Raw genomic sequence first — 19,887 nt, 5'->3', positions numbered from 1 at the left:
TGTGTAGTTATCCCCAGCTGTTTGCCGCGGCGTTGTTTACCGCGAGCATGGTGGAGTTGCCGTCTTCAACGGTGCTGGCGATCTGGTTCAAAATGGTGTTCAGATCCTCTGCGGCCTGGTCCCACTTCGCCTGGTGTGCCTGGTACGCGGACGCTGCGGTGCCCTCCCAGGTCTGCGCCATCGGCTGGATGATCTGCTTCAGCTCGTTGAGCTGGCTGGTGATGCGGGTCGCCGACGAGCGCATGTCTTCAGCTGCGTTGGCGATCTGAGCGAAGTCGTACTTGATTTGCATGATGAGTATGTCCCTTTACATTCGGAAGATGGTCGTTGTGTCTGCTGAGAACCGCTGGGAGCGTTTTAGAGAGCCAAGCCCGCGGAACCGGACAGCGAACGGAAGTTGTCGGTGTTCGTAGCGTCGGTGCTCTCGTAGTTCTTGGCGTTGTCGCGGATGTTGTTCGCGATGTCACGCAGCGCTTCGGAGAGGCGTCGCTGCGCGTCGTCGTAGCGGACCATCAGGTCATCGAAGCTGCGCTGCGCATTGCCCACCCAGTAGCTGCGCGTGGACTCCGCGACCTGCTGCACGCGGTCGATTTCTCGGTTGACGTTTGCGTTGGTGTCATCTGCCCGGTCGGCAGTTGCGCGCATGACGTCGGCTTCTGTTCTGAACTGTTCCATGTTCAATCCCCCTACTAGGTACTGTGTCTTGGTTGTAACGACAGCCTTCCAAGCTGTTCATATAGTTGGACGCACGTTTTGGCGCTCCGGTTCCCTCAATGTTGAAGAAACTTTTCTCCCCACCCTCCCACCACGTGTATGCTGCGAGTTTGCCTCACCCCTCCCCTGTCGGTGGCGTGAATTCGGCGGTGTCGAAGGCCATCTGACACGTCGCCTGCTGCACCCTGCTGGGCGCCTGCCGCGTCTGGCACGCCACGAAAAGCTGGTAAGAATCCTGCGCCCAAGTTCGCCACAGCGTTTCGGCGCCTCCGGGGGCGGTCTCGCGGTACGTCACGGCGTGGAGGTTGTGATCCACGAGCGTGAGCTCGGGGTCGCGCTCGATACCCCCGAGCAGCTGCGCTACGAACTGCTCTGGCGGCAGCGTGTAGCGGTTCTCTGCGGAAATCAGTACGCGGATGTCGGGGTCGGCGCCTGTTGCCATCCAGCCCTGCTCGTGCTGCGCGAGTTGGAACCCGGGAGGCAGCTCAATCGCAAGTCCGTCCTGCGCGATTCGCACGGCGGTAGGCTCGCTCGCAACAGAAGGAGAGGGGTTTGTTGACGCCCGCGAGGCCGTCGGTTGACTGTGCAGCACAGTGGTCGATGTCGCCCCTTCTGAAGCCTGGGCAGACGTGGGCGAAGAGGGCGTCGATAAGAAACGAAAGAGCACGAACCCGCAGATTGCTGCGACCACAACCACTGCGGCGCCAAGCGCGACGAACGGCCACCACGCGCGACGTGGCGCAAGGTCTACGGCCGTAATCGCGGGTTGCTCTTCGGTCGGAGGGTCAGCCTCTACCTCTAGGCGCTCGGCGGTGATGGTGACGTCGTAGCCGCTCATGGCCTGCTCAAACTGATCGAGGTCCTCGGGGCTCGCGGCGATCTGAATCACGGCGCCGCCCGGGTCGGGCCCGAAGAGCCCGCGCACGTACTGCGCGACTTCCCGCGGGCCGGGGCCGTCAAAACGGTGAACGTTGGCGGCGCCGGTGAACATGGTGTTCGTGGGCGTCATGGTGATGCGGAGATCGGGTTTCATAGAGTGCCTCCTTCTGGGTAGGGTGCTGCGACTTGGACCAGGCCACGGGCCTCACCTGACTGGACGAGCAGGCCTCGGCCGGGCGGCTGTGGGGCTGGGCGAACCCCGAAGAGCGCGCCTTCATCCCTGGTGCCGTCAAGGACGATGACGTCCGGAAGCAGGTCTTTCAGGGCGGACAGGAAGCTGCCGAACATGGCGCGTGATACTCCACCGAACTTGCGGGCGGCAACCACGTGCAGGCCGATGTCGCGGGCGTGCGGGAACAGCGTGGCCAGCTCGCGCAGGGTGTCCTCCGGGACGAGCTCGAGGTCGTCGATGACGAGATAGAGCTCCGGGCCTTCCCACCAGGAACGCTGCGCGAGCTGCTGCGGGGTCACATCCGCCCCGGGTAGCCTGCCGCGCAGCGTGGTGATCAGCGCGCTGACCGCCTCGTCGACGGCGCTGGTAGAGGCTGCGTAGGCCGCCACCATATCTGGGTTCGCCCGCCCGAGGTGCGCGCGGCGCACGTCCAGAATCACCATGCGGGCCTGCTCACGGCCCATCGCCTCAATCGCGGTGATGGCCGAGGCAACCGCGGTGGATTTGCCAGCACCGCTCGCACCGATGACCAGCAGGTGGCCAGACTCGCTCCACAGCGGTGCAAGTCGGGGTCCACCGACGCCGAGTGGCAGACGTTGGCCTCCCGAGGTGAGCAGGTCCGCAACCTCCACGTGACTCGGCAGCACCCGTAGGCGTGGCACCGGATGCTGGCCCTGCGTCGCTGCGCGTACATGTGCCACGTCCTGCGCGGAGGTGTGCGCGACCAACATGAACGCCCCCTCTTCGGTAATGCCGCGGCCCGGCAGCGCGGGAAGTTTCGCCTGCACCTTCCTATCAATCACCGAGTCCATCGGTTCGGTAAGATGCAGCTCAATCCTCGTGCCAATCACGTCGCGGACGTTCGCGCGGATCGCGTTCCAACGCTGCGTAGTCGCAACCAGGTGAATGCCCACAGCCGGGCCTTCCGCAGCAAGACGAGTCAGCGGTTCACGCAAGTCTTCCGTCTTCGCATCCGGTGCGAGCAACGTGTGCCAGCCGTCCACAATCAACACGGTGTGGCGCTTCGTGCGCCGCTGCGGGTCGTCGAGCATCTCGACCAGCTCGTCGACGACGCGGCGCACGCGCTCCTCGTCCGTGCGCTGCGCAACACCCGCCACATGCGGCAGTTCGGCGACGTCGCTGAAGTCGCCGGAGCCGGCGTCGATAATGTAGAAGCACAGCTCATCCGTGGTGTGCCGCAACGCGAGCGACGCCACCATCGTGCGCACCGCCATCGACTTGCCTGTCTGCGGCCCGCCCGCGAGCGCCACGTGACCACCCGCGACCGACAAGTCCAGCACGAGCGGCACCTGGCGCTGCTTGATCGGCTCGTCAATGACCCCGATGATCGCCTGCAGCTTCGGCAGCGTCTCGCTGCCACCGTAGACCTGCGAAAGCTCAATCTGTGCAGGCAGCGGCGGCAGCCACACCTGGTGCGCCCGCATGCCCAGGGCATCCGCCACCTCCCTCGACTTCTCGACGACCGCCGCCAGCAACGTCGTGGTCACATCAGTATCGACGCCGGCACTCTCCTTCGCGTCCTCCACCGGCGGAGGCTCCCACCCGTGAAACAGGCGAACCTCCACGGCCGCCTCGCGCCTGGTCACGCCGCGGGCGCGCTCCAGCGGTCCCGACACGTACGCCGCGCGGAAACGCTCCAAGTCGCCTGAGCCCGTGGACAAGAAGCCCGCGCCGGGCTCGCTGGGTAGCTCGTAGGCGTCCGGCACGCCAAGCACCTGGCGGGATTCGGCCGCGGAGAACGTCTTGAGGCCAATACGGTAGGAAAGGTGCGAGTCCAGCCCGCGCAGCTTGCCCTCCTCCAGCCGCTGCGAGGCAAGCAGCAGGTGCACGCCCAACGAGCGGCCCAGGCGGCCGACCGCGACGAAGAGGTCTGCGAAGTGCGGGTGCTGGGCCAGCAGCTCCGAGAACTCGTCGAGGATGATCACTAGCGCCGGCAGCGGGGCGAGGTCCTCACCCGCGAGCCTGGCCGCGGTGTAGTCGGTGATATTGGCGTAGTTCCCCGCCTTGCGCAGTAGCTCCTGACGTCGGTTCATCTCACCGGAGATGGCGTCGTACATGCGCTCAACCAGGATGGATTCGTCCTCCAGGTTGGTAATGACCGCCGAGGTGTGTGGCAAGGACTCGCAGCCGAGGAAGGTTGCGCCACCCTTGAAATCCACGAGGACAAGGTTGAGCTCCTCCGGCGAGTGCGTCGCGACGAGCGCCACAACGAGTGTTTTTAGAAGTTCCGATTTACCAGACCCCGTCGCGCCGATGCACAACCCGTGCGGGCCCATCCCGCCCTGCGCGGACTCCTTCAGATCCAGGTAGAGCGCCTGGCCCTGGGCCGTTGATCCGATCGGGACCATGAGGCGCTGGCGGGTGCCCTCGCGCCCGGTCCACATGGTGTGCTCGTCCAGTTCAGCGATGTCGTTGATGCCGAGCATCGGCAGCAGCTTACCGCCGTGGGAGGCACTTTCGGCGCTGAGCTGTTCGGGACGACGATAGAACGCAAGCTGCCGCGCGATGAGTCCCGCCTCCGCAGCACCGATCCTGTCGGGCCTGCCCAGAAACTCCAAGCCCATCCCGGTCAGTGCGTGGAGTTCCTCGTCGCAGACAAGGTGGAACGCCTCCTCATCCACCAACCAGTCCGGGTCCGGGTGGATAACCAGCACGCACGCGTTCTCGCTGCTGACAGCGCTGGTGCTGAAGGAGATCACTGAGGGGTGGGTGGTGGCGTCGAGAAGTATGACTTGGAACTCGGCCGCCTCCGGCGTGGCGGAGTGCGGCAGCCACTTCACCCACTCGAACTCGCTCGGCGCCTGGGTGGCGTCGATGCCGACGAGCTCCGGGCCGTGGAAAAACGCCAGCTGGGCAACGATCGAGCGCGCGACCTCCGCCGCACGCGGCCCCACCATCGTGATCACGGGAAACGCATTGAGCGCCACCACGATCGGCATCTCTTGGATCGTGTTCACCGCGGCGACCGTCCTGCGCAGGCTCACCGCGCACACCGGGTCGAGGTCCTCGGGCGAGCCAGGGTCGTCGACCTCGATTGGGGTATGCAGTGCCACCGCGCCAACACCAATGCGCACCTGCAGCGCGTACGGCGAGGCGGCGTACTGTTCCCAGACACGCTCCGCAGGCACCGCCGTGAGCAGAGCGTTCGGCGCCGGGTGAAGGTATTCAGCGTGCTCGCGCTGGACCTCAGCGTTGCTGCGCGCCCGAAGCGCCAGCGCATCCAGGTGCCGCAGGTAGACCCGGCGCGTCTCGTCGATGTCCCCCTGGCGCTCCTGTGGCGAAAACATGGTGACCATGCCGAAGAGCATCATGACCGGGAAGATGAGCATCATTGGGCTCACAGTGCGCCCGGACATCACCATCAGCGCCATCACCGCCCCGATGGCAACCACCATGACCACGGGCAGCAGTACTTTCAACAGTGGCATCGGCTGGTCCTTGTGCGCCTGCGGTACCGCTTCGGCGCGGAGTTGGCCGGTCGGCAGTGGTGGTGGCGGCGCGAGTGTGTGCGCCGTCGATGGTGTCACGACTGGTTCGTGGTCAAGACCTAGCATGCATTCCCCCTCATGCATTTCCCCGGTTACGCATTCCCCCTCGCGCAACGTCTGCATGCATTCTAGGCGATGGTGCGCTACATTGTTCAAGTTAAGCGCCAAGTCGCGCATTTGTTTGTTTTCCGGGGGGATTCATCGTGGCAGTTTCTGCAACGCATCACATCGTGCACGTCACCATTCGTATCGACGTCGCTTCGCTTCATCGCGATATCGATCTCAGTTTGCCGACGTCCTCGTCGCTCTACGAGCTGATACCCGAGATCGCGCGCTTCGTGGAACTGCCGCAGCTGCACCGCCCTTGGGAGTTCACCAACGTAGCTGGCATCCCACTGGACGGACACGTGCCGTTGTACCAGCTCAAGATGCGAAACGGCGCGACGGTGGTGATGCGCCCACAGGAGCAGGCGGCACCGCCCGTGATCCGCGACGCGGCCCACTCGCTCAGCGCCGCGGCGGCTTCTGCGCGCGATGTGCGTGGCCTGCACATAGGCGCAACAATGTTGGGGCTGCTGTGCATTGCAGCGGTGGCTGGCACGGTCGGCGGAGTGGCGTTCGGCGCGGGCCTGGCGGCTGCAGCGGCGCTGGTGTTGTCGCTCGCGGCGCGAAGCAGCGCGGTTTACGTGGCGTTTCTGTGCACGGCCCCTTTCGCAGTCGGCGCCTGGGTGGCTGGGCCTCCGGCTACATGGGACGGGTCGAGCGATACGGCAATCGGGATGCTAGCCGCCGCGATCACCGCCGTGTCCTGCGTGGTCATCGGCGCGATGCTCAGGCTGTGCGGTGCGGCGGTCGCGACCTTCGCGGCGGTGTGCGCGCTGCTCCTTGCCGCGGCCCCGCTCGGTGCGTGGTTGCCGCAGCACCACGCGGGGGCGGCGGTGGTCGTGCTGCTCGGGTTGCTGCTGGTCATGCTCACGCCCCATATCGCCACGGCCGCCGCGGGCTTGAAGGTGCCACGCATCCCCACCGCTGGCGAGGAATTTGATCGCTCGGATGTGTACCAGCATGACGTCGATACACGCAGCCGCACCGCGCTGACCGTATCTGCCGCGATTGCATGTGCCGTGACCACCTGCTGCTTACCAGCGCTCTACGGCATTGCCACAATGGACGCCGCACTGGGCTGGCGCGTCGCACTCGCCGGTTGCATGGCTGGCGCGCTACTCATCCACGCGGTGCGTCACCACTACCCCACCCCGCGCATCGCGCTGACGGCGCTGGCCCTCGGCGCGCTCGGTACCGTGGTGCTCGCCACCGTATACGAGCCAAGCCCGCACCCAGCGTTCCTCGTGGCAGCGGGGTGCATCGCCATTGTGTGCGCTACCGCCGTCATCTGGTCGCGCCGCGTGCCTGACCTCGAGCCAACCACGGTGGTGTGGTTCGAGCGCGCCGAAGCCGCCGCCATCATCGCAGTCATCCCGCTCGCGGTGCACCTCACCGGGCTGTTCGACCTCATCCGGGGGCTGTAAGCCCATGCACACCACTGCTTCTCGACGCCTCTTCGCCACCCTCTGCGCCCCACTCGCCGTTGGAACGACGCTGCCAATCTCGATCCCGGCCCCACCGGCGCAGGCCCAGGACTACGCCTGCACCCGCCCCGCGCACCTGCCGCCAGACCGCGACACGCCACTGGAGCCTGACCCATCCGTCGCCGCGTCCCGCAGCCACGCGAACGGACGCGGGGTGCGCGTCGCCGTCATCGACACCGGCATCGCGCGGCACCCGCAACTGCCGCCGGTCACACCCGGCCGGGACTTCGTCACACCCGACGACCCCGATCCATTCTTCGACTGCGACAGCCACGGCACCGTCGTCGCCGGCATCATCGCCAGCCGCGACCTCGGCATCGCGCCCGCAGCGCACCTCATCTCCATCCGGCAAACCTCCGCGCACTACCGCGAAGAGCAGGCCGCGGGATCACTCGCCACCCTCACTGACGCCATCAACAACGCCGTCGACGAGCGCGCACGCGTCATCAACATCTCAGTCGTCTCCTGCATGCCGCCTTACCTCGCCGCGAGCCTGGACACCCGCGAGCTGGAGGCCGCGCTCCACCGCGCCGAAACCTCCGGTGCCGTCGTCGTGGCCGCCGCAGGCAACGCCACCAACGAATGCGCCCACGGCTTCGCCGTCTTCCCCGCGCACATGCCCACGGTCCTTGCCGTCGGCGCACGCGAGGACGCCCACACTGTCGCCGACTACTCCATCGCATCCCCAAAGCCGCCGCTCTCCGCCCGCGGCACCACACCCGTGGTCCTCGCGTCCGACGGCGCAGGGTTCGCCACCGGCATCACCGGCGAGCTCCAACCCGACGGCACACCAACCGTGCAGCCCTACGTGGGCACCAGCTTCGCCGCACCCGTCGTCAGTGGCGCCATCGCCCTCCTCCTCGAGCGCTATCCACACCTCTCACCGCAACAAGTGCGTGAGATCGTCTACGCCGCCGCGGAACCCAACGGCGGGGCGCTGCGCCCAGAAGACATCGTCACGCAACTCCCACCCACGCCACCGCGCGAGGCAACCGTCACCACCATCGACGCACCGTTGCCCACCGCATCCCTTGCGGCCCGGCGCGCCGGGCTGGCACTCGGTGGGCTCTTGGCATGCATCGCGCTGACGATCGTGGCGCGCTCCCTCCGTGGGGGCCGCGGAGACCACGGGCGCTAGGACGTCACCGGCCGCAACGCAACAGCCCGCTCGAGCGGAGCTCCACTCGGCAGCAGCGCAACGATCTGCCACGGCGCTTCCTCGGTGTGGCGCACGCCGATCAGCTCCAGCGTGTCCCGCCCGGCGACCTCGTGGCGGGAGCCCTCCGGCGACACCACGAGCAGGCCTTGCCCTGTATCCACGCCGACGGCACCCTCGCGCAGTCCCGCGAAGTGGGTCGCGGTGCCCGTCCCCGCCAGCGCAATCGCTCCTTCGAGCACGCCACCGGCGTCCTTCGGCCAGGTGGCTGCGCCACGTTTGTCGTTCACGCACACCGTGTCCTGTGTGGGTTGCACCCAGCGCGGAGCCTCGTGCGGGATGCGCAGGTCCAGTGGCGGCTGTGCGTCCGGGTAATGCGCGATGTCTGCGCGGTTGACGTTGCGGGAGGCGGCGCCGGCGTCGAGAAGCACTTGGGCGGCTGTGTCAGAGACTTGCTGCACACCGCCGTGCTCCGTAAGCACCCAGGTAGTCTCCGGGGTGCGCAGTACCTCAGGGAGGCGCGGTGGCAGCGTGAACGCCGGACCCTCGCGCAGGGCGCCGAGCACCGCGTTCGGTGGCGACCAGCGCGGCGTCGTGGCGTCGATCCCCAGGGCACGGCGCATGATGCGCCCCTCCGGCGTGGTGGATGGCGGCAGCTGCCTGCGACCGTGCGCATCGACGGCCCATTCCCGGTGATCCGCCACCGCCAGCACCGCCGTACCCCTCGGTAGCGGCGCAGGCGCCTGACCCGCGACCACCGTGACCTTGCCCTCGGCGTGGCACGCGGACCAGGCATGCGCCTCCGTGGCCTCAGGGGCAAACATCCCAGGAGCCGCGACGATGCCCACTGGCAGGCCACGCGGCACAGTGGCCAAGTAGTCCCCACCGGCGCGGGCAGGCTCGGCGGCCTCCCCGGCGATGAGGCGAGCGGAAGTCAAGTTCGTCACAGGGTGCAACGTGCCGTCGACACGCACGAACAGGCCGCCGTCAGTAGCTCGCACGATCGAGGCTTCGCCGGGGTGCGGGTTCGGGCTCATCCAGGCGAACAGCCCCATCACCGCGGCGATCAACGCCACTCCGACCGCCCCGAAGATCCCCGCGCGGCGCCGCGCCGCCAGCGGGTCATGGATCATCCGGATGTCGCCGTAGATCAGGCCGTGCTCCACACGGCGCTGCATGAACCTGTGCCCCGACACCTGCGGTCGCGTTGTTGGCAACAAACGTTGCGACATGTATACCCCCAATGTTGTATCCCCCAATAACCAATAACGCTGCCTTACACTACCAAAGCTCCAGCGGTTCCGAGCCGTGCTTGACGGCGTCGTGCTGCATCTCCGCGAGCTCGGCGCGCGTAAACGCCTCGTTCACCGCGAAGATCACCGTGTCTCCCTTCACGTACACCGGGGTCAGCGCGCTATTGGCCGTGGCATTGTTCAAATTCACGCGCGGCGGCTGCTGCGCCCAGAACGACGGCGGCGATGCGATGTAAAACTTGATGTTCAGCCGTTCAACGGCCCGGTCCACGGCGTTCTTCACCGTCGCGTCGCCGAGCACCCCGCGCCCGAGCATCTCTACGTCGAACAACGCGGTTGCGGTGTCGTCGCCTCGTGTCTTCGCCGGCCACAGGTAGTGCCGTGAAAGCGTCGGCACGCCGTTGTAGGCGTAGATCCACGAATGACCGTCTGCGGGCTCGCCGTAGGTCATGCCTTCCCACGCCGCAGGCTGCGTCGCGAGCCAGTCGAACGCAGCCAGGTCGTCATCGTTGACCATTCGACCGCCAACGCGCGGAGCGGTGTAAATGCCCTCCGCCGATTGAGCTGCATTCGCGTGCACGGCGGTCGCAGTACTCGCAGCCACCACGAGGGACACGAGCACCGCCCCAATTGTCGACGCCCCCTTCGCCACCACCGTGCCCTCACGCGCGGCAACCGGCGCCAACGTCAGCATCCGAATCATCACCGAGACCCCTATGGCCGCAGCGACGATGACGCACATCACCACCGGCAACACCAGGCGGTGCGCCGTGTTGTAGTGCAGCCCCGAAACCAGCGAAGGCACCACGTGCAGCACCGGCGGAAGCGGTGCGGTTGCCTGCACCACCGTCGCAAGTGACAGGACGTAGAACGCCGCCGGCCACACCTGGCGACGCCACGCCACAAGCGCCACCGCCCCCACGAGCGCGAGCCACAGCAGCACAGTCGGGTTGTAGTTCGGGAAGTACTCAGTGACGTGGCGCGTATCCATCGTGATCGCGAGCGCCCACGGATTTGGCGCCGTGCCATCCTCCGGAGTAGACCACCCCGCGACCTCCTGCGCCTGCTCGGAACCAGCAAACATCTGTGGCAGGAACAGCACCGCACCGGCAAGCGCCGGGGCCGCTAACCAGACAGTGTCCACGAGGCGTGAACGGACGGGACGAAGAAGCGTCGAAAAGCACCAAGCGAAGGCCACCGCCAGCGCAATCGTGGTCACCGGCGACGGGTGCACCGCCACCACCCCGAAGAACCCAATGGCCGCCGCAAACGCCGAGTTGTGATGCCGTGGCACCTCCAGGAACTGCCAAATCACAATACCCGTGAGCGCAACTGCCATCATGTACGGCCACATGCCAACAAAATCCGACACCCACATCAGCTGCGGCGCACCGTACACCAGCAGCGGCGCGAACCCCGCCGCGATCTGCGCCGTCAGCCCCCGCGACCGCAGAAACGCAAACACCAGGCACGCCACGGACACGCAAGCCGCCACCGAGGGCGCAATCGCCTGCGCCACGTTCAACGCAGGGATCGGTGCCATCCCAGCGGTCTTGGCAAAGAGCGCCACCCCCGCGTGATAGCCCGAGGGGTACAACAGCGAGCTGTGCGTCTCCTGGTACATCAGCTCCCCCATGCGCGTTGGCGACGCAATCCCCTCGTCCATGATGAAGCGCACAGTATTGGCGTGCCACTGCGAATCCCAACCCTGCACGATATTGGCCAAACCCAGCGGAGTTCCCTGCAGCCACCGCAGCTTGTTACTGATCAGCATCGCCGACCCCACAATCACACCAAGCAACGGCAGCACCCAGACGGGGTCAACCACGCTGCCTTCGCGCCGCTCCTGCGGAGTCCCCGGCAGCAGCGCCCGACGCCACGACAGTTGCCCGGTGCCAGTCCAGCGCTCGCGGGCTCGGCGCGCAAACACGTAGCGCCACCCCGCAGCACACAACATCACAAACACCACGCTCACAGAGAACGTCCACGGCGAAAATCTCGCCGACGTCAGGCCCCAAGACCAGGCGCTGAAGCCAATAATGCCGAAGCTCACGGGTATCGACGCCACCACCGACGCCGGCACACGCATGCCGGAGATGACGTTGACCAGGAATCCTGGCAGCACAAACACAAGTACCGCTGCTATGAACATCCCGGCAGTGACCACGCGTACTCCTTCGAGACCTAAGACGTTGAGACTGGTGAAATCTTATCGCTTTGCGCTCTCAGAGCGAACGCCGATCACGAGTTGTGTTGGCTCGTGCCTCCCACTCCTGCTCTGGTGGGTACACAACATGGTCGAATGTCAGTCCCTTCGCGGGGGCTAACGGTACGTCGGCGCGCCGCTCAGTGGCGTCGAGCAGTCCAGTGGCCCACGCCAGGTCGCGCTTGCCCTGCCCGACCGTGAGGCACGTCGCGGTCAGTGCGCGCACCATGTTCCAACAGAACGCGTCGGCACTGATGTGTGCCTCGTAGAGCTGCGGCTCCGCCTCCGTGGAAGCGTCCACCCAGCGAAAGCTGTGCACGTCGCGGATCGTCGTCGCGTGCGGTCGCGGCTTGCAGAACGCCGCGAAGTCGTGCAGCCCGAGCAGCACGTCGGCGGCCTGCTGCATTAGCTGCACGTCGACCGGGCGAGCCCACACTGCAGTGTCACGCGTCCGTGTCGGCAGCGCCCCCGCTGGGTTGGTAGTAACGCGGTAGATGTAGTGACGCGCCATGGCCGAGAAGCGAGCGTCGAACTCAGGGGCAACCTCCCGGACTTGTTGCACTCGGATGTCGTCCGGTAGCAGTTTGGCAAGGCGACGCACCAGGCGCGCAGGATCACCGTCAAGAGAGCGCTGCTGCAACGCGGCCGGGTCGATGTCTGCGTGCGCAACCTGGCCGCGGGCGTGGACCCCCGCATCCGTACGGCCCGCGACCGTCAGGGCGACGGGGTGGCGCAGCACAAGCGCGAGCGCGTCCTCAACGGTTCCTTGGACGGTCCGCAGGTCTCCCTTCTGCCGGGCCCAGCCGTGGAAGTCGGTGCCGTCATAGGCGATGTCGAAACGCAGCCGCATCGTGTTCATTCGTTACAGGCTAGCAAACTGGTCGCGTGCTCTTGGAATGCGAAAACCCCGCGACACCGTGAAGGTGGACGCGGGGTCTCATGTGGTTGAGCTAGGAAAGCTCACTCAGCGGAGGATTAGTCCTCCTTGGAAGCCTTCGCCTCAGCTGGCTCCAGAACCAGGGAAATCTGGGTCATTGGAGCGTTGTCGCCGGAGCGAGGTGCAACCTTGATCAGGCGGGTGTAGCCGCCGTTGCGGTTTTCGAACTTCGGTGCAAGCTCGTTGAACAGGTATGCAACGATCTGCTTGTTCGGAAGCTTCGCAGCAACAGCGCGGCGTTCCTGCAGGGAACCACCCTTCGCCTTGGTGATCAGCTTCTCAGCGTATGGGCGAAGTGCTTTCGCCTTTGCATCGGTCGTCGTGATGGCGCCGTGCTCGAACAGGGACTGCGCCAGGTTAGACAGAATGTGCTTCTGGTGGGCGGCGGACCCTCCGAGACGGGCACCCTTCTTCGGGGTAGGCATTTTCGTACTCCTCGTATGGGATTGTGAGCGCGTGCTCTTGGTTTACTCGGTTTCTTCCGCGGTGTCGTCGACGTAGTCACCAGTCTCGGCGTCGTAGCCTTCGATCTGGGTCGGGTCGAAATCTTCCGGAGCGTCCTTCAGCGTCAGGCTCATGGAGGCGAGCTTGATCTTGACCTCATTGATGGACTTCTCGCCAAAGTTGCGGATATCCATCAGATCGGTCTCGGAGCACTCAGCCAGCTGGCCGACGGTGTTGATGCCCTCGCGCTTCAAGCAGTTGTAGGACCGGACGGAGAAGTTGAGATCCTCAATCGGCAGGTTGTAAGCCGCGATGTACTCCGTCTCCTGTGGGGACGGGCCGATCTCGATGCCTTCTGCTGCCGTGTTCAGCTCACGTGCCAGGCCGAACAGCTCCACCAGGGTGGAACCGGCCGAAGCCAACGCGTCGCGAGCGGACATGGAGTTCTTCGTCTCCACGTCGATGATCAGCTTGTCGAAGTCGGTGCGCTGCTCAACACGGGTTGCCTCAACCTTGTAGGCAACACGGGTCACTGGCGAGTAGATCTGGTCGACCGGAATGCGGCCGGCTTCCCCACCAGAGTTCGGCATCGCTGGGACGTAGCCACGGCCACGCTCCACGACAAGCTCCATCTCAAGGCGTGCCTGCTCATTGAGCGAAGCGATGTGCAGATCCGGGTTGTGGATCTGAACATCAGCTGGCGTCTCAATGTCGCCGGCGGTAACGACTCCCGGGCCTTCAACGGACAGGTACATCACGACTGGCTCGTCGGACTCCGACGACAGCACGATGTCCTTGATGTTGAGGATGATCTCGGAAACGTTTTCCTTCACACCGTTGATGGTGGTGAACTCATGGAGCACACCATCAATCTTGATCGAGGTAACCGCTGCGCCCGGAATGGACGACAGCAGCGTACGGCGCAGGGAGTTACCCAGCGTGTAACCAAAACCTGGCTCGAGTGGCTCGATGATGAACTTCGAGCGGTTGGTATCGATGTACTCCTCGGTCAGCTGTGGACGCTGTGAGATGAGCATGAACTTCTCCTTTTCCGGCTACCACTATATGAAGCCGCGAGAATATGGACTTTCGGAAAGATATCGCACCACCTGTATACGTACGTATCGACGCAGTGCGGGGTGAAGTAAGCGGACTTACTTCGAGTAGAGCTCGACGATGAGCTGCTCCTGCAGCGGCACCTCGATCTGAGCGCGCTCCGGCAACTGGTGCACGAGAATGCGCAGGGTGTCCGGAACGACCTGGAGCCATGCCGGAACAACGGCGTCCAGCAGGTTGTCCTGGGCCTCTTCGAACCAAAGCATCTTGCGGGACTTGTCACGAACATCGATGATGTCGTACTGCGTGACCTTGTAAGAAGGAACGTCGATACGCTTGCCGTTCACGGTGAAGTGACCGTGGGAAACAAGCTGACGTGCCTGGCGGCGCGTGCGCGCCAGACCTGCACGGTATACAACGTTGTCCAGACGGGACTCAAGCAGGATCAGCAGGTTGTCGCCGGTCTTACCTGGGAGGCGGTTGGCCTCCTCGTAGTAGCGACGGAACTGCTTCTCCATCACTCCGTAGGTGAAGCGAGCCTTCTGCTTCTCCTGGAGCTGGAGCAGGTACTCAGATTCCTTGATGCGAGCGCGGCCAGCCTGCCCCGGAGGGTACGGGCGACGCTCAAAGGACATGTCACCGCCGACGAGATCGACGCGGAGGCGACGGGACTTACGGGTAGCAGGGCCGGTATAACGAGCCATGATGTATTACCTCTTTTCCTTTCTGCCTTAAACGCGACGACGCTTCGCCGGACGGCAGCCGTTGAACGGCTGTGGGGTCACGTCAGAGATCGAGGACACCTCCAGGCCAGCAGCCTGGAGCGAACGGATTGCGGTCTCACGGCCGGAGCCTGGACCCTTGACGAAAACGTCAACCTTCTTCATACCGTGGTCCATCGCCTTGCGAGCAGCGTTCTCAGCTGCCATCTGAGCAGCGAACGGCGTGGACTTGCGGGATCCCTTGAAGCCAACGTGGCCGGAGGAAGCCCAGGAAATAACAGCACCGGTCTGATCGGTGATCGAGACGATGGTGTTGTTAAAGGTCGACTTGATGTATGCGTGGCCAGCAGCCACGTTCTTCTTTACGATGCGACGGCCACCACGGCGCGCACCGGAACGAGTCTTAGGAGGCATGGATTACTTCTTCTTTCCTGCGATGGTCTTCTTCGGGCCCTTACGAGTGCGAGCGTTCGTCTTGGTGCGCTGCCCGCGAACAGGCAGGCCACGACGGTGACGAAGGCCCTGGTAGGAGCCGATTTCAATCTTGCGGCGGATGTCTGCCTGCACCTCACGACGCAGGTCGCCCTCTACGGTGTAGGAGGACTCGATTGCGTCACGCAGTGCGGACAGCTGATCGTCGCTCAGGTTGTCCGTACGCAGGTCTGGAGAAATGCCCGTCTTCTCGAGCAGCTCCTTGGCGCGGGTTGCGCCGATGCCATAAATGTAAGTAAGTGCGATCTCCATGCGCTTATTGCGCGGAAGATCAACACCAGCTAGACGTGCCATGTGGAACGTACCTTTCGGGTTGTTACGGCGGTTTTCTCCCTATCCGCCCACGCCAACCGACTCTTTATCCGGACCGTACCGGAGGATGGGCCGTGATACACGTGGCTTTGGCCACCGTAGCCAAAGGTAAGCGACGCGCAGCAACGCCACGCGTCTGGGTAAGGAGGCTTCAAACGAAATTACTTGTAGCGGTACGTGATACGCCCACGGTCCAGGTCATATGGAGACAGCTCCACAATGACCCGGTCTTCAGGAAGGATGCGGATGTAGTGCTGGCGCATCTTGCCACTGATGTGAGCAAGGACCTCATGCCCGTTGTCGAGCTCGACACGGAACATAGCATTCTTCAAAGGTTCGACGATGCGACCCTCTACCTCAATGGCGCCTTCTTTTGCCATACACTCCACTTCCTATAGCTCACGGAACACAGCGATCCTCATTGATGCGCAATGTTTCCGCTGGTAGCTGACGTAAAACATACTTGTACTACGTGGTGCATAAACACCAGTGGTCAACTATATCCCTTCACCAGCGCAAACACAAGCCCACCTGGGAAGCTAAGTCCGCAGGTGGGCGTCGAAAAAATGGAGCAGCTAGAAGACGAAGACCTTGTCCCCGATAGCCAGATCCTGGAAGTAACGCTGGGCATCCGCGCGGTACATGCGAACGCAGCCGTGCGAGAGAATCGACGGATCCCCCTGGTGGAACGCGATACCGTTGTTGGTGAAGTACGTCGCGTACGGCATCGGCGCATTGCCGAACTCCCACGAGATCTCATCCTTCACCTTGCGGTTGACGTAGAACGTACCCTTCGGCGTATCAAGGCCAGGCCTGCCCGGACCGATCAGGTCAGCCGTGTAGTACATCTGGCCGTTATTCTGCAGCCAGGAACGGCGTCCGCCGGTGTCCACACACACCTTCGCATCCTTCGGACATGGGCCGTAATCGAACGCGGGTTGTGCAGGTGGCGCCGGGCGTGCAGCTGGTTTCGGCGCTGGCTTCGGAGTCTTCTCGGCGATCAGGCCTGGGTAGAAGCGTTCGACAGTAGCATCGATGCTTGCCTTCGCCTGGGCTGGCAGGTCCTTGTTGATTGCCGCCAATCCGTCGGCCTGCGCGCGCAGCGAGTTGCGGGTCTGCCATGCTCGCTCACGTGCGTCGGGCGTACTGGAGCCGATGCTGGAGAGCTGAGACTGCGTCTGCTCAAGCAGGGCACCCAGTCCACCATTCGAAGACATCGCTGGCATCTGCTGCGCCTCCGCCATCGCTGGCTGGGCAAGCATGGAGGCGGCGACGCCGATTCCAACACTCAAACCGGCAAGCTTGCGGCTCAGTTGGGATGGCTTCGCATGTCGAGGTTGATAACGCATGTGGGCAGTATAGCTTACTTCGCTTCGCGGACAGTGAGGATGCGCGGCCCGTCAGCCGTGGCGGCGACCGTGTGCTCCCAGTGCGATGCCGGGGCGCCGTCGATGGAAACGACCGTCCAGTCGTCACCGAGCACCTCCGTGTCGATCTCCCCGCCGAGGATCAGCATCGGCTCAATCGCCAACACCGACCCCTCCTGGATCACAGGGCCGCGCCCGGGTTTTCCCTCGTTGGCAAGGTATGGATCCTCGTGCATCGTGCGTCCGATCCCGTGGCCGCCGTACCCGTCCACAATGCCGAGCTCCACTCCGAACTTCTCCTCTGCTGCATACGTCGCGCGCTCGAGTGCATGCGACACGTCGGTCAACCGGTTGCCCGGCACCATCGCCTTCAGCCCCTCGTACAGCACCCATTCAGTTGCCCGGTTCAACTTTTCGACGTCCGCTTCGAGCTCACCCACACCGAACGTCCACGCAGAATCCCCTACCCAACCATGCAAGGTCGCGCCACAGTCGATAGAGACCAGGTCTCCCTCGCGGAGCACAGTCTCATTGTTCGGGATTCCGTGCACGACTACCTCGTTGACTGATGCACAGATCGAGCCCGGAAACCCCTGGTACCCCAAAAACGTGGGCGTGGCCCCGTGATCACGGATAACAGCCTCCGCGACCTTGTCTAAGTCAAGCGTCGACTTGCCGGGGGCGGCCGCCGCCCGCACCTCCTGCAGCGCCAAACCGACGATTCGGCCTGCCTTCTCCATCGCGTCGAGCTGCTCAGGTGTCTTTGCGACAATCTTGCGCTTCCGGAACCCCATCATTCGCTTCCTTCCTAGAGTTACTGCGTAAAAGGGCCGGTAGGCACTCGTCGAGTCCCTACCGGCCCTTGCGCCTATATAGACGCTGTATGTTACTTCTTCAGCTGCGCCATCGCGCGCTCGTTGATTTCATCAACGTCACCAACAGCGTCGATGGAGATGATCTCGTCGCCGTAGTGATCAATCAGCGGCGCGGTTTCTTCGCGGTAAACCTTGAGGCGGGTGCGGATCGTTTCCTCATTGTCGTCCGCGCGGCCACGGGCGAGCATGCGCTCGACCACCACGTCTTCGTCGACAACAAAGTTGAGCACGCCGTCCAGCTTCAGGCCCTGCTTACTCAGCAGCTCCTTCAGGATCTCTGCTTGCTCAACGGTGCGCGGGAAACCGTCGAGCAGGAAGCCGTTCGCAGCATCTTCCTGGCTGAGTCGGTCTTCCACCATGCGTGCGGTGACATCGGTCGGCACAAGCTTGCCAGCATCGATGTAGCTTTTCGCTTCGACACCAAGCGGGGTGCCCTGGCCGATGTTCGCACGGAACAGGTCACCGGTGGAGATGTGCGGAACGCCGAGCTTCTCGGAGAGAATGGCTGCCTGAGTGCCTTTGCCAGCGCCGGGAGGGCCAAGTAGTACAAGTCGCATTATCGCAACAGTCCTTCGTAGTTGGATTGGAGAAGTTGGGATTCAATTTGCTTGACCGTAGTCAATGCTACGGACACCATAATCAGGATAGCCGTACCGCCGAACGCACTCATGCCACCGCGGCCAGCGCCGCCAATGCCGGCGTCGAGCGCCAGGTTCGGCAGGATCGCGATGAGTGCAAGGTAGAGCGCGCCAACGAACAGGAGGCGGTTCATCACGAACGCGAGGTACTCGGCGGTTGGGCGACCCGGACGAATGCCTGGGATGAAGCCACCGTACTTCTTCATATTCTCTGCCTGGTCGACCGGGTCATACTGGATAGAGACGTAGAAGTAGGAGAAGAAGATGATCATGGCGAAGTACGCCAGGATGTACTGCCAGGAGCCTGGGTTCTGCAGCCACGCCATAACGTTGTTCATCCACCAGTTGTCCGGCGGAGTCGTGTTGTTCATGGTCACGATCTGCGTGATTAAGACAGGGACGTACATCAGTGAGGAGGCGAAAATCACAGGAATAACGCCAGCCTGGTTGACCTTGAGCGGCAGGTACGTAGAGGAACCGCCGTACTGACGGCGCCCAACCATGCGCTTCGCGTACTGCACCGGAATGCGGCGCTGGCCCTGCTCGATGAAGATGATGCCAACGACCAACGCAATGATCGCCGCAACGACCATGGCGAAGGTAACCGCGCCGGAGTTCTTCAGGATGTAGGCACCCTCGGACGGAAGCTTCGTCGCAATACCAGCGAAGATCAGCAGGGACATACCATTGCCGACGCCCTTTTCAGTGATGATCTCGCCGAGCCACATAATCAGGACTGCACCCGACGTCATGACGATGATCATCATGATGAGCGTCCAGATGTTGCGGTCCTCAATAAGCACCGGAATCCCCTGGCCGAGCAGCTGCTCACGGTCGGCCAGCGCCACAATACCTGCGGACTGCAGCAGCGCCAGCGCTACCGTGAGGTAACGCGTGTACTGCGTCATCTTGGTTTGGCCCGACTGCCCTTCCTTCTTCAGTTCTTCGAACTTCGGGATCACCACGGTCAGCAGCTGCACGATAATCGACGCCGTAATGTACGGCATGATGCCAATCGCGAAGATGGACAACTGCAGCAACGCACCACCAGAGAACAGCCCGATGATGGAGAACATCGTGGCGTTGTCACCCTGAGCGACTTCCTCCAGACGGGAGTTAATCAACGCGTAGTCGACACCAGGCGTCGGAATCTGGGCACCAATGCGGTACAGAATCATCAACGCAAGGGTAATCAGAATCTTCTTCCGAAGATCCGGGTCCTTGAACGCTTGCAATATAGCGGACACAAAGCCTCCTGGCTCCTGCAGCACTCACGCAGGAGATAGTGGACAGTACGGTTGCCAAAAGTGCACGTCACAACCACCGTAGCGGGCTGACGGGACACTCCAGACAGGATTGACCCCACTACTCTACCAGTTAGCAGGCCAAACCCCCGATTCGGCCAGCACCCCCGCGAGGGTTTCCAACTTTCGATTGAAAATCACTACACTCGAAAATAGGTAATTGGTATTACATTTATTCACGACTTTTCTGTAGAAAATCCTC

Annotated in this window: 18 protein-coding genes and 1 pseudogene; 2 read left to right on the top strand and 17 right to left on the bottom strand. The window is 63.5% G+C overall.

Annotated features, from left to right (window positions below; translation table 11 throughout):
• Positions 1-7: 7 nt before the first annotated feature.
• The 4 genes from KBX14_RS04110 to eccCa form a co-directional block, all read right to left on the bottom strand.
• Entirely contained in the window at positions 8-292 is a 285-nt protein-coding gene (locus KBX14_RS04110; protein WP_070477587.1) for a WXG100 family type VII secretion target, read from the bottom strand.
• 65 nt (positions 293-357) lie between these two features.
• Complete coding sequence (locus KBX14_RS04105) at positions 358-675, bottom strand: WXG100 family type VII secretion target (RefSeq protein ID WP_071567367.1); 318 nt, start codon at positions 673-675, stop codon at positions 358-360.
• Between the two features lie 154 nt (positions 676-829).
• On the bottom strand, positions 830-1,747 hold the full coding sequence (locus tag KBX14_RS04100; protein ID WP_256041886.1) for a type VII secretion-associated protein: 918 nt from the start codon (positions 1,745-1,747) through the stop codon (positions 830-832).
• On the bottom strand, positions 1,744-5,400 hold the full coding sequence (gene eccCa / locus KBX14_RS04095) for a type VII secretion protein EccCa (protein ID WP_256041885.1): 3,657 nt from the start codon (positions 5,398-5,400) through the stop codon (positions 1,744-1,746). The genes KBX14_RS04100 and eccCa overlap by 4 nt, the downstream gene beginning before the upstream one ends.
• Positions 5,401-5,537: 137 nt before the next feature.
• Between eccCa and eccD the strand changes: the two genes are divergently transcribed.
• A complete protein-coding gene (gene eccD, locus KBX14_RS04090; RefSeq protein WP_256041884.1) occupies positions 5,538-6,863 on the top strand; it encodes a type VII secretion integral membrane protein EccD in 1,326 nt (441 codons plus the stop codon).
• Between the two features lie 4 nt (positions 6,864-6,867).
• A complete protein-coding gene (locus KBX14_RS04085; RefSeq protein ID WP_256041883.1) occupies positions 6,868-8,061 on the top strand; it encodes a S8 family serine peptidase in 1,194 nt (397 codons plus the stop codon).
• Here KBX14_RS04085 and eccB read toward each other — a convergent pair.
• The 13 genes and pseudogenes from eccB to secY all read right to left on the bottom strand — a co-directional run bounded on the left by eccB (position 8,058) and on the right by secY (position 19,628).
• Positions 8,058-9,311, bottom strand: coding sequence for a type VII secretion protein EccB (eccB, locus tag KBX14_RS04080; protein ID WP_256041882.1), 1,254 nt, complete (start codon positions 9,309-9,311; stop codon positions 8,058-8,060). The genes KBX14_RS04085 and eccB overlap by 4 nt on opposite strands.
• A 49-nt stretch (positions 9,312-9,360) precedes the next feature.
• Positions 9,361-11,499, bottom strand: a complete 2,139-nt coding sequence (locus tag KBX14_RS04075; RefSeq protein WP_256041881.1) for a DUF6541 family protein — start codon at positions 11,497-11,499, stop codon at positions 9,361-9,363.
• 58 nt (positions 11,500-11,557) lie between these two features.
• A complete protein-coding gene (truA, locus tag KBX14_RS04070; protein WP_070363061.1) occupies positions 11,558-12,397 on the bottom strand; it encodes a tRNA pseudouridine(38-40) synthase TruA in 840 nt (279 codons plus the stop codon).
• A gap of 122 nt (positions 12,398-12,519) precedes the next feature.
• Positions 12,520-12,900, bottom strand: a pseudogene (rplQ, locus tag KBX14_RS04065) (50S ribosomal protein L17); the annotation flags it as partial.
• Positions 12,901-12,942: 42 nt separating this feature from the next.
• The gene (locus KBX14_RS04060; protein ID WP_070363062.1) at positions 12,943-13,956 is read right to left on the bottom strand and encodes a DNA-directed RNA polymerase subunit alpha; all 1,014 of its coding nucleotides are present in this window, start codon (positions 13,954-13,956) and stop codon (positions 12,943-12,945) included.
• A gap of 117 nt (positions 13,957-14,073) precedes the next feature.
• Complete coding sequence (gene rpsD, locus KBX14_RS04055; RefSeq protein WP_070363063.1) at positions 14,074-14,679, bottom strand: 30S ribosomal protein S4; 606 nt, start codon at positions 14,677-14,679, stop codon at positions 14,074-14,076.
• Between the two features lie 27 nt (positions 14,680-14,706).
• Positions 14,707-15,111, bottom strand: a complete 405-nt coding sequence (gene rpsK, locus KBX14_RS04050) for a 30S ribosomal protein S11 (protein ID WP_070363064.1) — start codon at positions 15,109-15,111, stop codon at positions 14,707-14,709.
• A 3-nt stretch (positions 15,112-15,114) separates the two neighbouring features.
• Positions 15,115-15,483 (bottom strand): 30S ribosomal protein S13, encoded by a 369-nt coding sequence (gene rpsM, locus KBX14_RS04045; protein ID WP_070477572.1) that lies wholly within the window; start codon positions 15,481-15,483, stop codon positions 15,115-15,117.
• Positions 15,484-15,662: 179 nt separating this feature from the next.
• Positions 15,663-15,881: a translation initiation factor IF-1 gene (infA, locus tag KBX14_RS04040; RefSeq protein ID WP_018017508.1), complete on the bottom strand. Its 219-nt coding sequence runs from the start codon at positions 15,879-15,881 to the stop codon at positions 15,663-15,665.
• A 195-nt stretch (positions 15,882-16,076) separates the two neighbouring features.
• Positions 16,077-16,850 carry a L,D-transpeptidase gene (locus KBX14_RS04035; protein ID WP_070477570.1) on the bottom strand — a complete coding sequence of 258 codons (774 nt, stop codon included), beginning with the start codon at positions 16,848-16,850 and terminating at the stop codon, positions 16,077-16,079.
• A 14-nt stretch (positions 16,851-16,864) separates the two neighbouring features.
• Positions 16,865-17,662, bottom strand: coding sequence for a type I methionyl aminopeptidase (gene map / locus KBX14_RS04030; RefSeq protein ID WP_256000513.1), 798 nt, complete (start codon positions 17,660-17,662; stop codon positions 16,865-16,867).
• Between the two features lie 92 nt (positions 17,663-17,754).
• Entirely contained in the window at positions 17,755-18,300 is a 546-nt protein-coding gene (locus KBX14_RS04025; protein ID WP_256000512.1) for an adenylate kinase, read from the bottom strand.
• A complete protein-coding gene (gene secY / locus KBX14_RS04020) occupies positions 18,300-19,628 on the bottom strand; it encodes a preprotein translocase subunit SecY (RefSeq protein ID WP_070477568.1) in 1,329 nt (442 codons plus the stop codon). The genes KBX14_RS04025 and secY overlap by 1 nt, the downstream gene beginning before the upstream one ends.
• Positions 19,629-19,887: the final 259 nt, after the last annotated feature.

Origin of the sequence: Corynebacterium sp. CCUG 61414 (assembly GCF_024453945.1) — a bacterium.
GTDB classification, from domain to species: Bacteria; Actinomycetota; Actinomycetes; order Mycobacteriales; family Mycobacteriaceae; genus Corynebacterium; species Corynebacterium pseudogenitalium.
This window is presented reverse-complemented; position numbering and strand designations above follow the sequence as displayed.

What these genes read in the sequence shown, in the direction of transcription:
- KBX14_RS04085 (WP_256041883.1), top strand. Translation starts at nt 6,868, where the DNA reads ATGCACACCACTGCTTCTCGACGCCTCTTCGCCACCCTCTGCGCCCCA.
- map (WP_256000513.1), bottom strand. Translation starts at nt 17,662, where the DNA reads ATGGGGTTCCGGAAGCGCAAGATTGTCGCAAAGACACCTGAGCAGCTC.
- truA (WP_070363061.1), bottom strand. Translation starts at nt 12,397, where the DNA reads ATGAACACGATGCGGCTGCGTTTCGACATCGCCTATGACGGCACCGAC.
- infA (WP_018017508.1), bottom strand. Translation starts at nt 15,881, where the DNA reads ATGGCAAAAGAAGGCGCCATTGAGGTAGAGGGTCGCATCGTCGAACCT.
- rpsK (WP_070363064.1), bottom strand. Translation starts at nt 15,111, where the DNA reads ATGCCTCCTAAGACTCGTTCCGGTGCGCGCCGTGGTGGCCGTCGCATC.
- KBX14_RS04035 (WP_070477570.1), bottom strand. Translation starts at nt 16,850, where the DNA reads ATGCGTTATCAACCTCGACATGCGAAGCCATCCCAACTGAGCCGCAAG.
- eccCa (WP_256041885.1), bottom strand. Translation starts at nt 5,400, where the DNA reads ATGCTAGGTCTTGACCACGAACCAGTCGTGACACCATCGACGGCGCAC.
- rpsD (WP_070363063.1), bottom strand. Translation starts at nt 14,679, where the DNA reads ATGGCTCGTTATACCGGCCCTGCTACCCGTAAGTCCCGTCGCCTCCGC.
- eccB (WP_256041882.1), bottom strand. Translation starts at nt 9,311, where the DNA reads ATGTCGCAACGTTTGTTGCCAACAACGCGACCGCAGGTGTCGGGGCAC.
- KBX14_RS04100 (WP_256041886.1), bottom strand. Translation starts at nt 1,747, where the DNA reads ATGAAACCCGATCTCCGCATCACCATGACGCCCACGAACACCATGTTC.
- KBX14_RS04025 (WP_256000512.1), bottom strand. Translation starts at nt 18,300, where the DNA reads ATGCGACTTGTACTACTTGGCCCTCCCGGCGCTGGCAAAGGCACTCAG.
- KBX14_RS04105 (WP_071567367.1), bottom strand. Translation starts at nt 675, where the DNA reads ATGGAACAGTTCAGAACAGAAGCCGACGTCATGCGCGCAACTGCCGAC.
- KBX14_RS04060 (WP_070363062.1), bottom strand. Translation starts at nt 13,956, where the DNA reads ATGCTCATCTCACAGCGTCCACAGCTGACCGAGGAGTACATCGATACC.
- rpsM (WP_070477572.1), bottom strand. Translation starts at nt 15,483, where the DNA reads ATGGCACGTCTAGCTGGTGTTGATCTTCCGCGCAATAAGCGCATGGAG.
- KBX14_RS04110 (WP_070477587.1), bottom strand. Translation starts at nt 292, where the DNA reads ATGCAAATCAAGTACGACTTCGCTCAGATCGCCAACGCAGCTGAAGAC.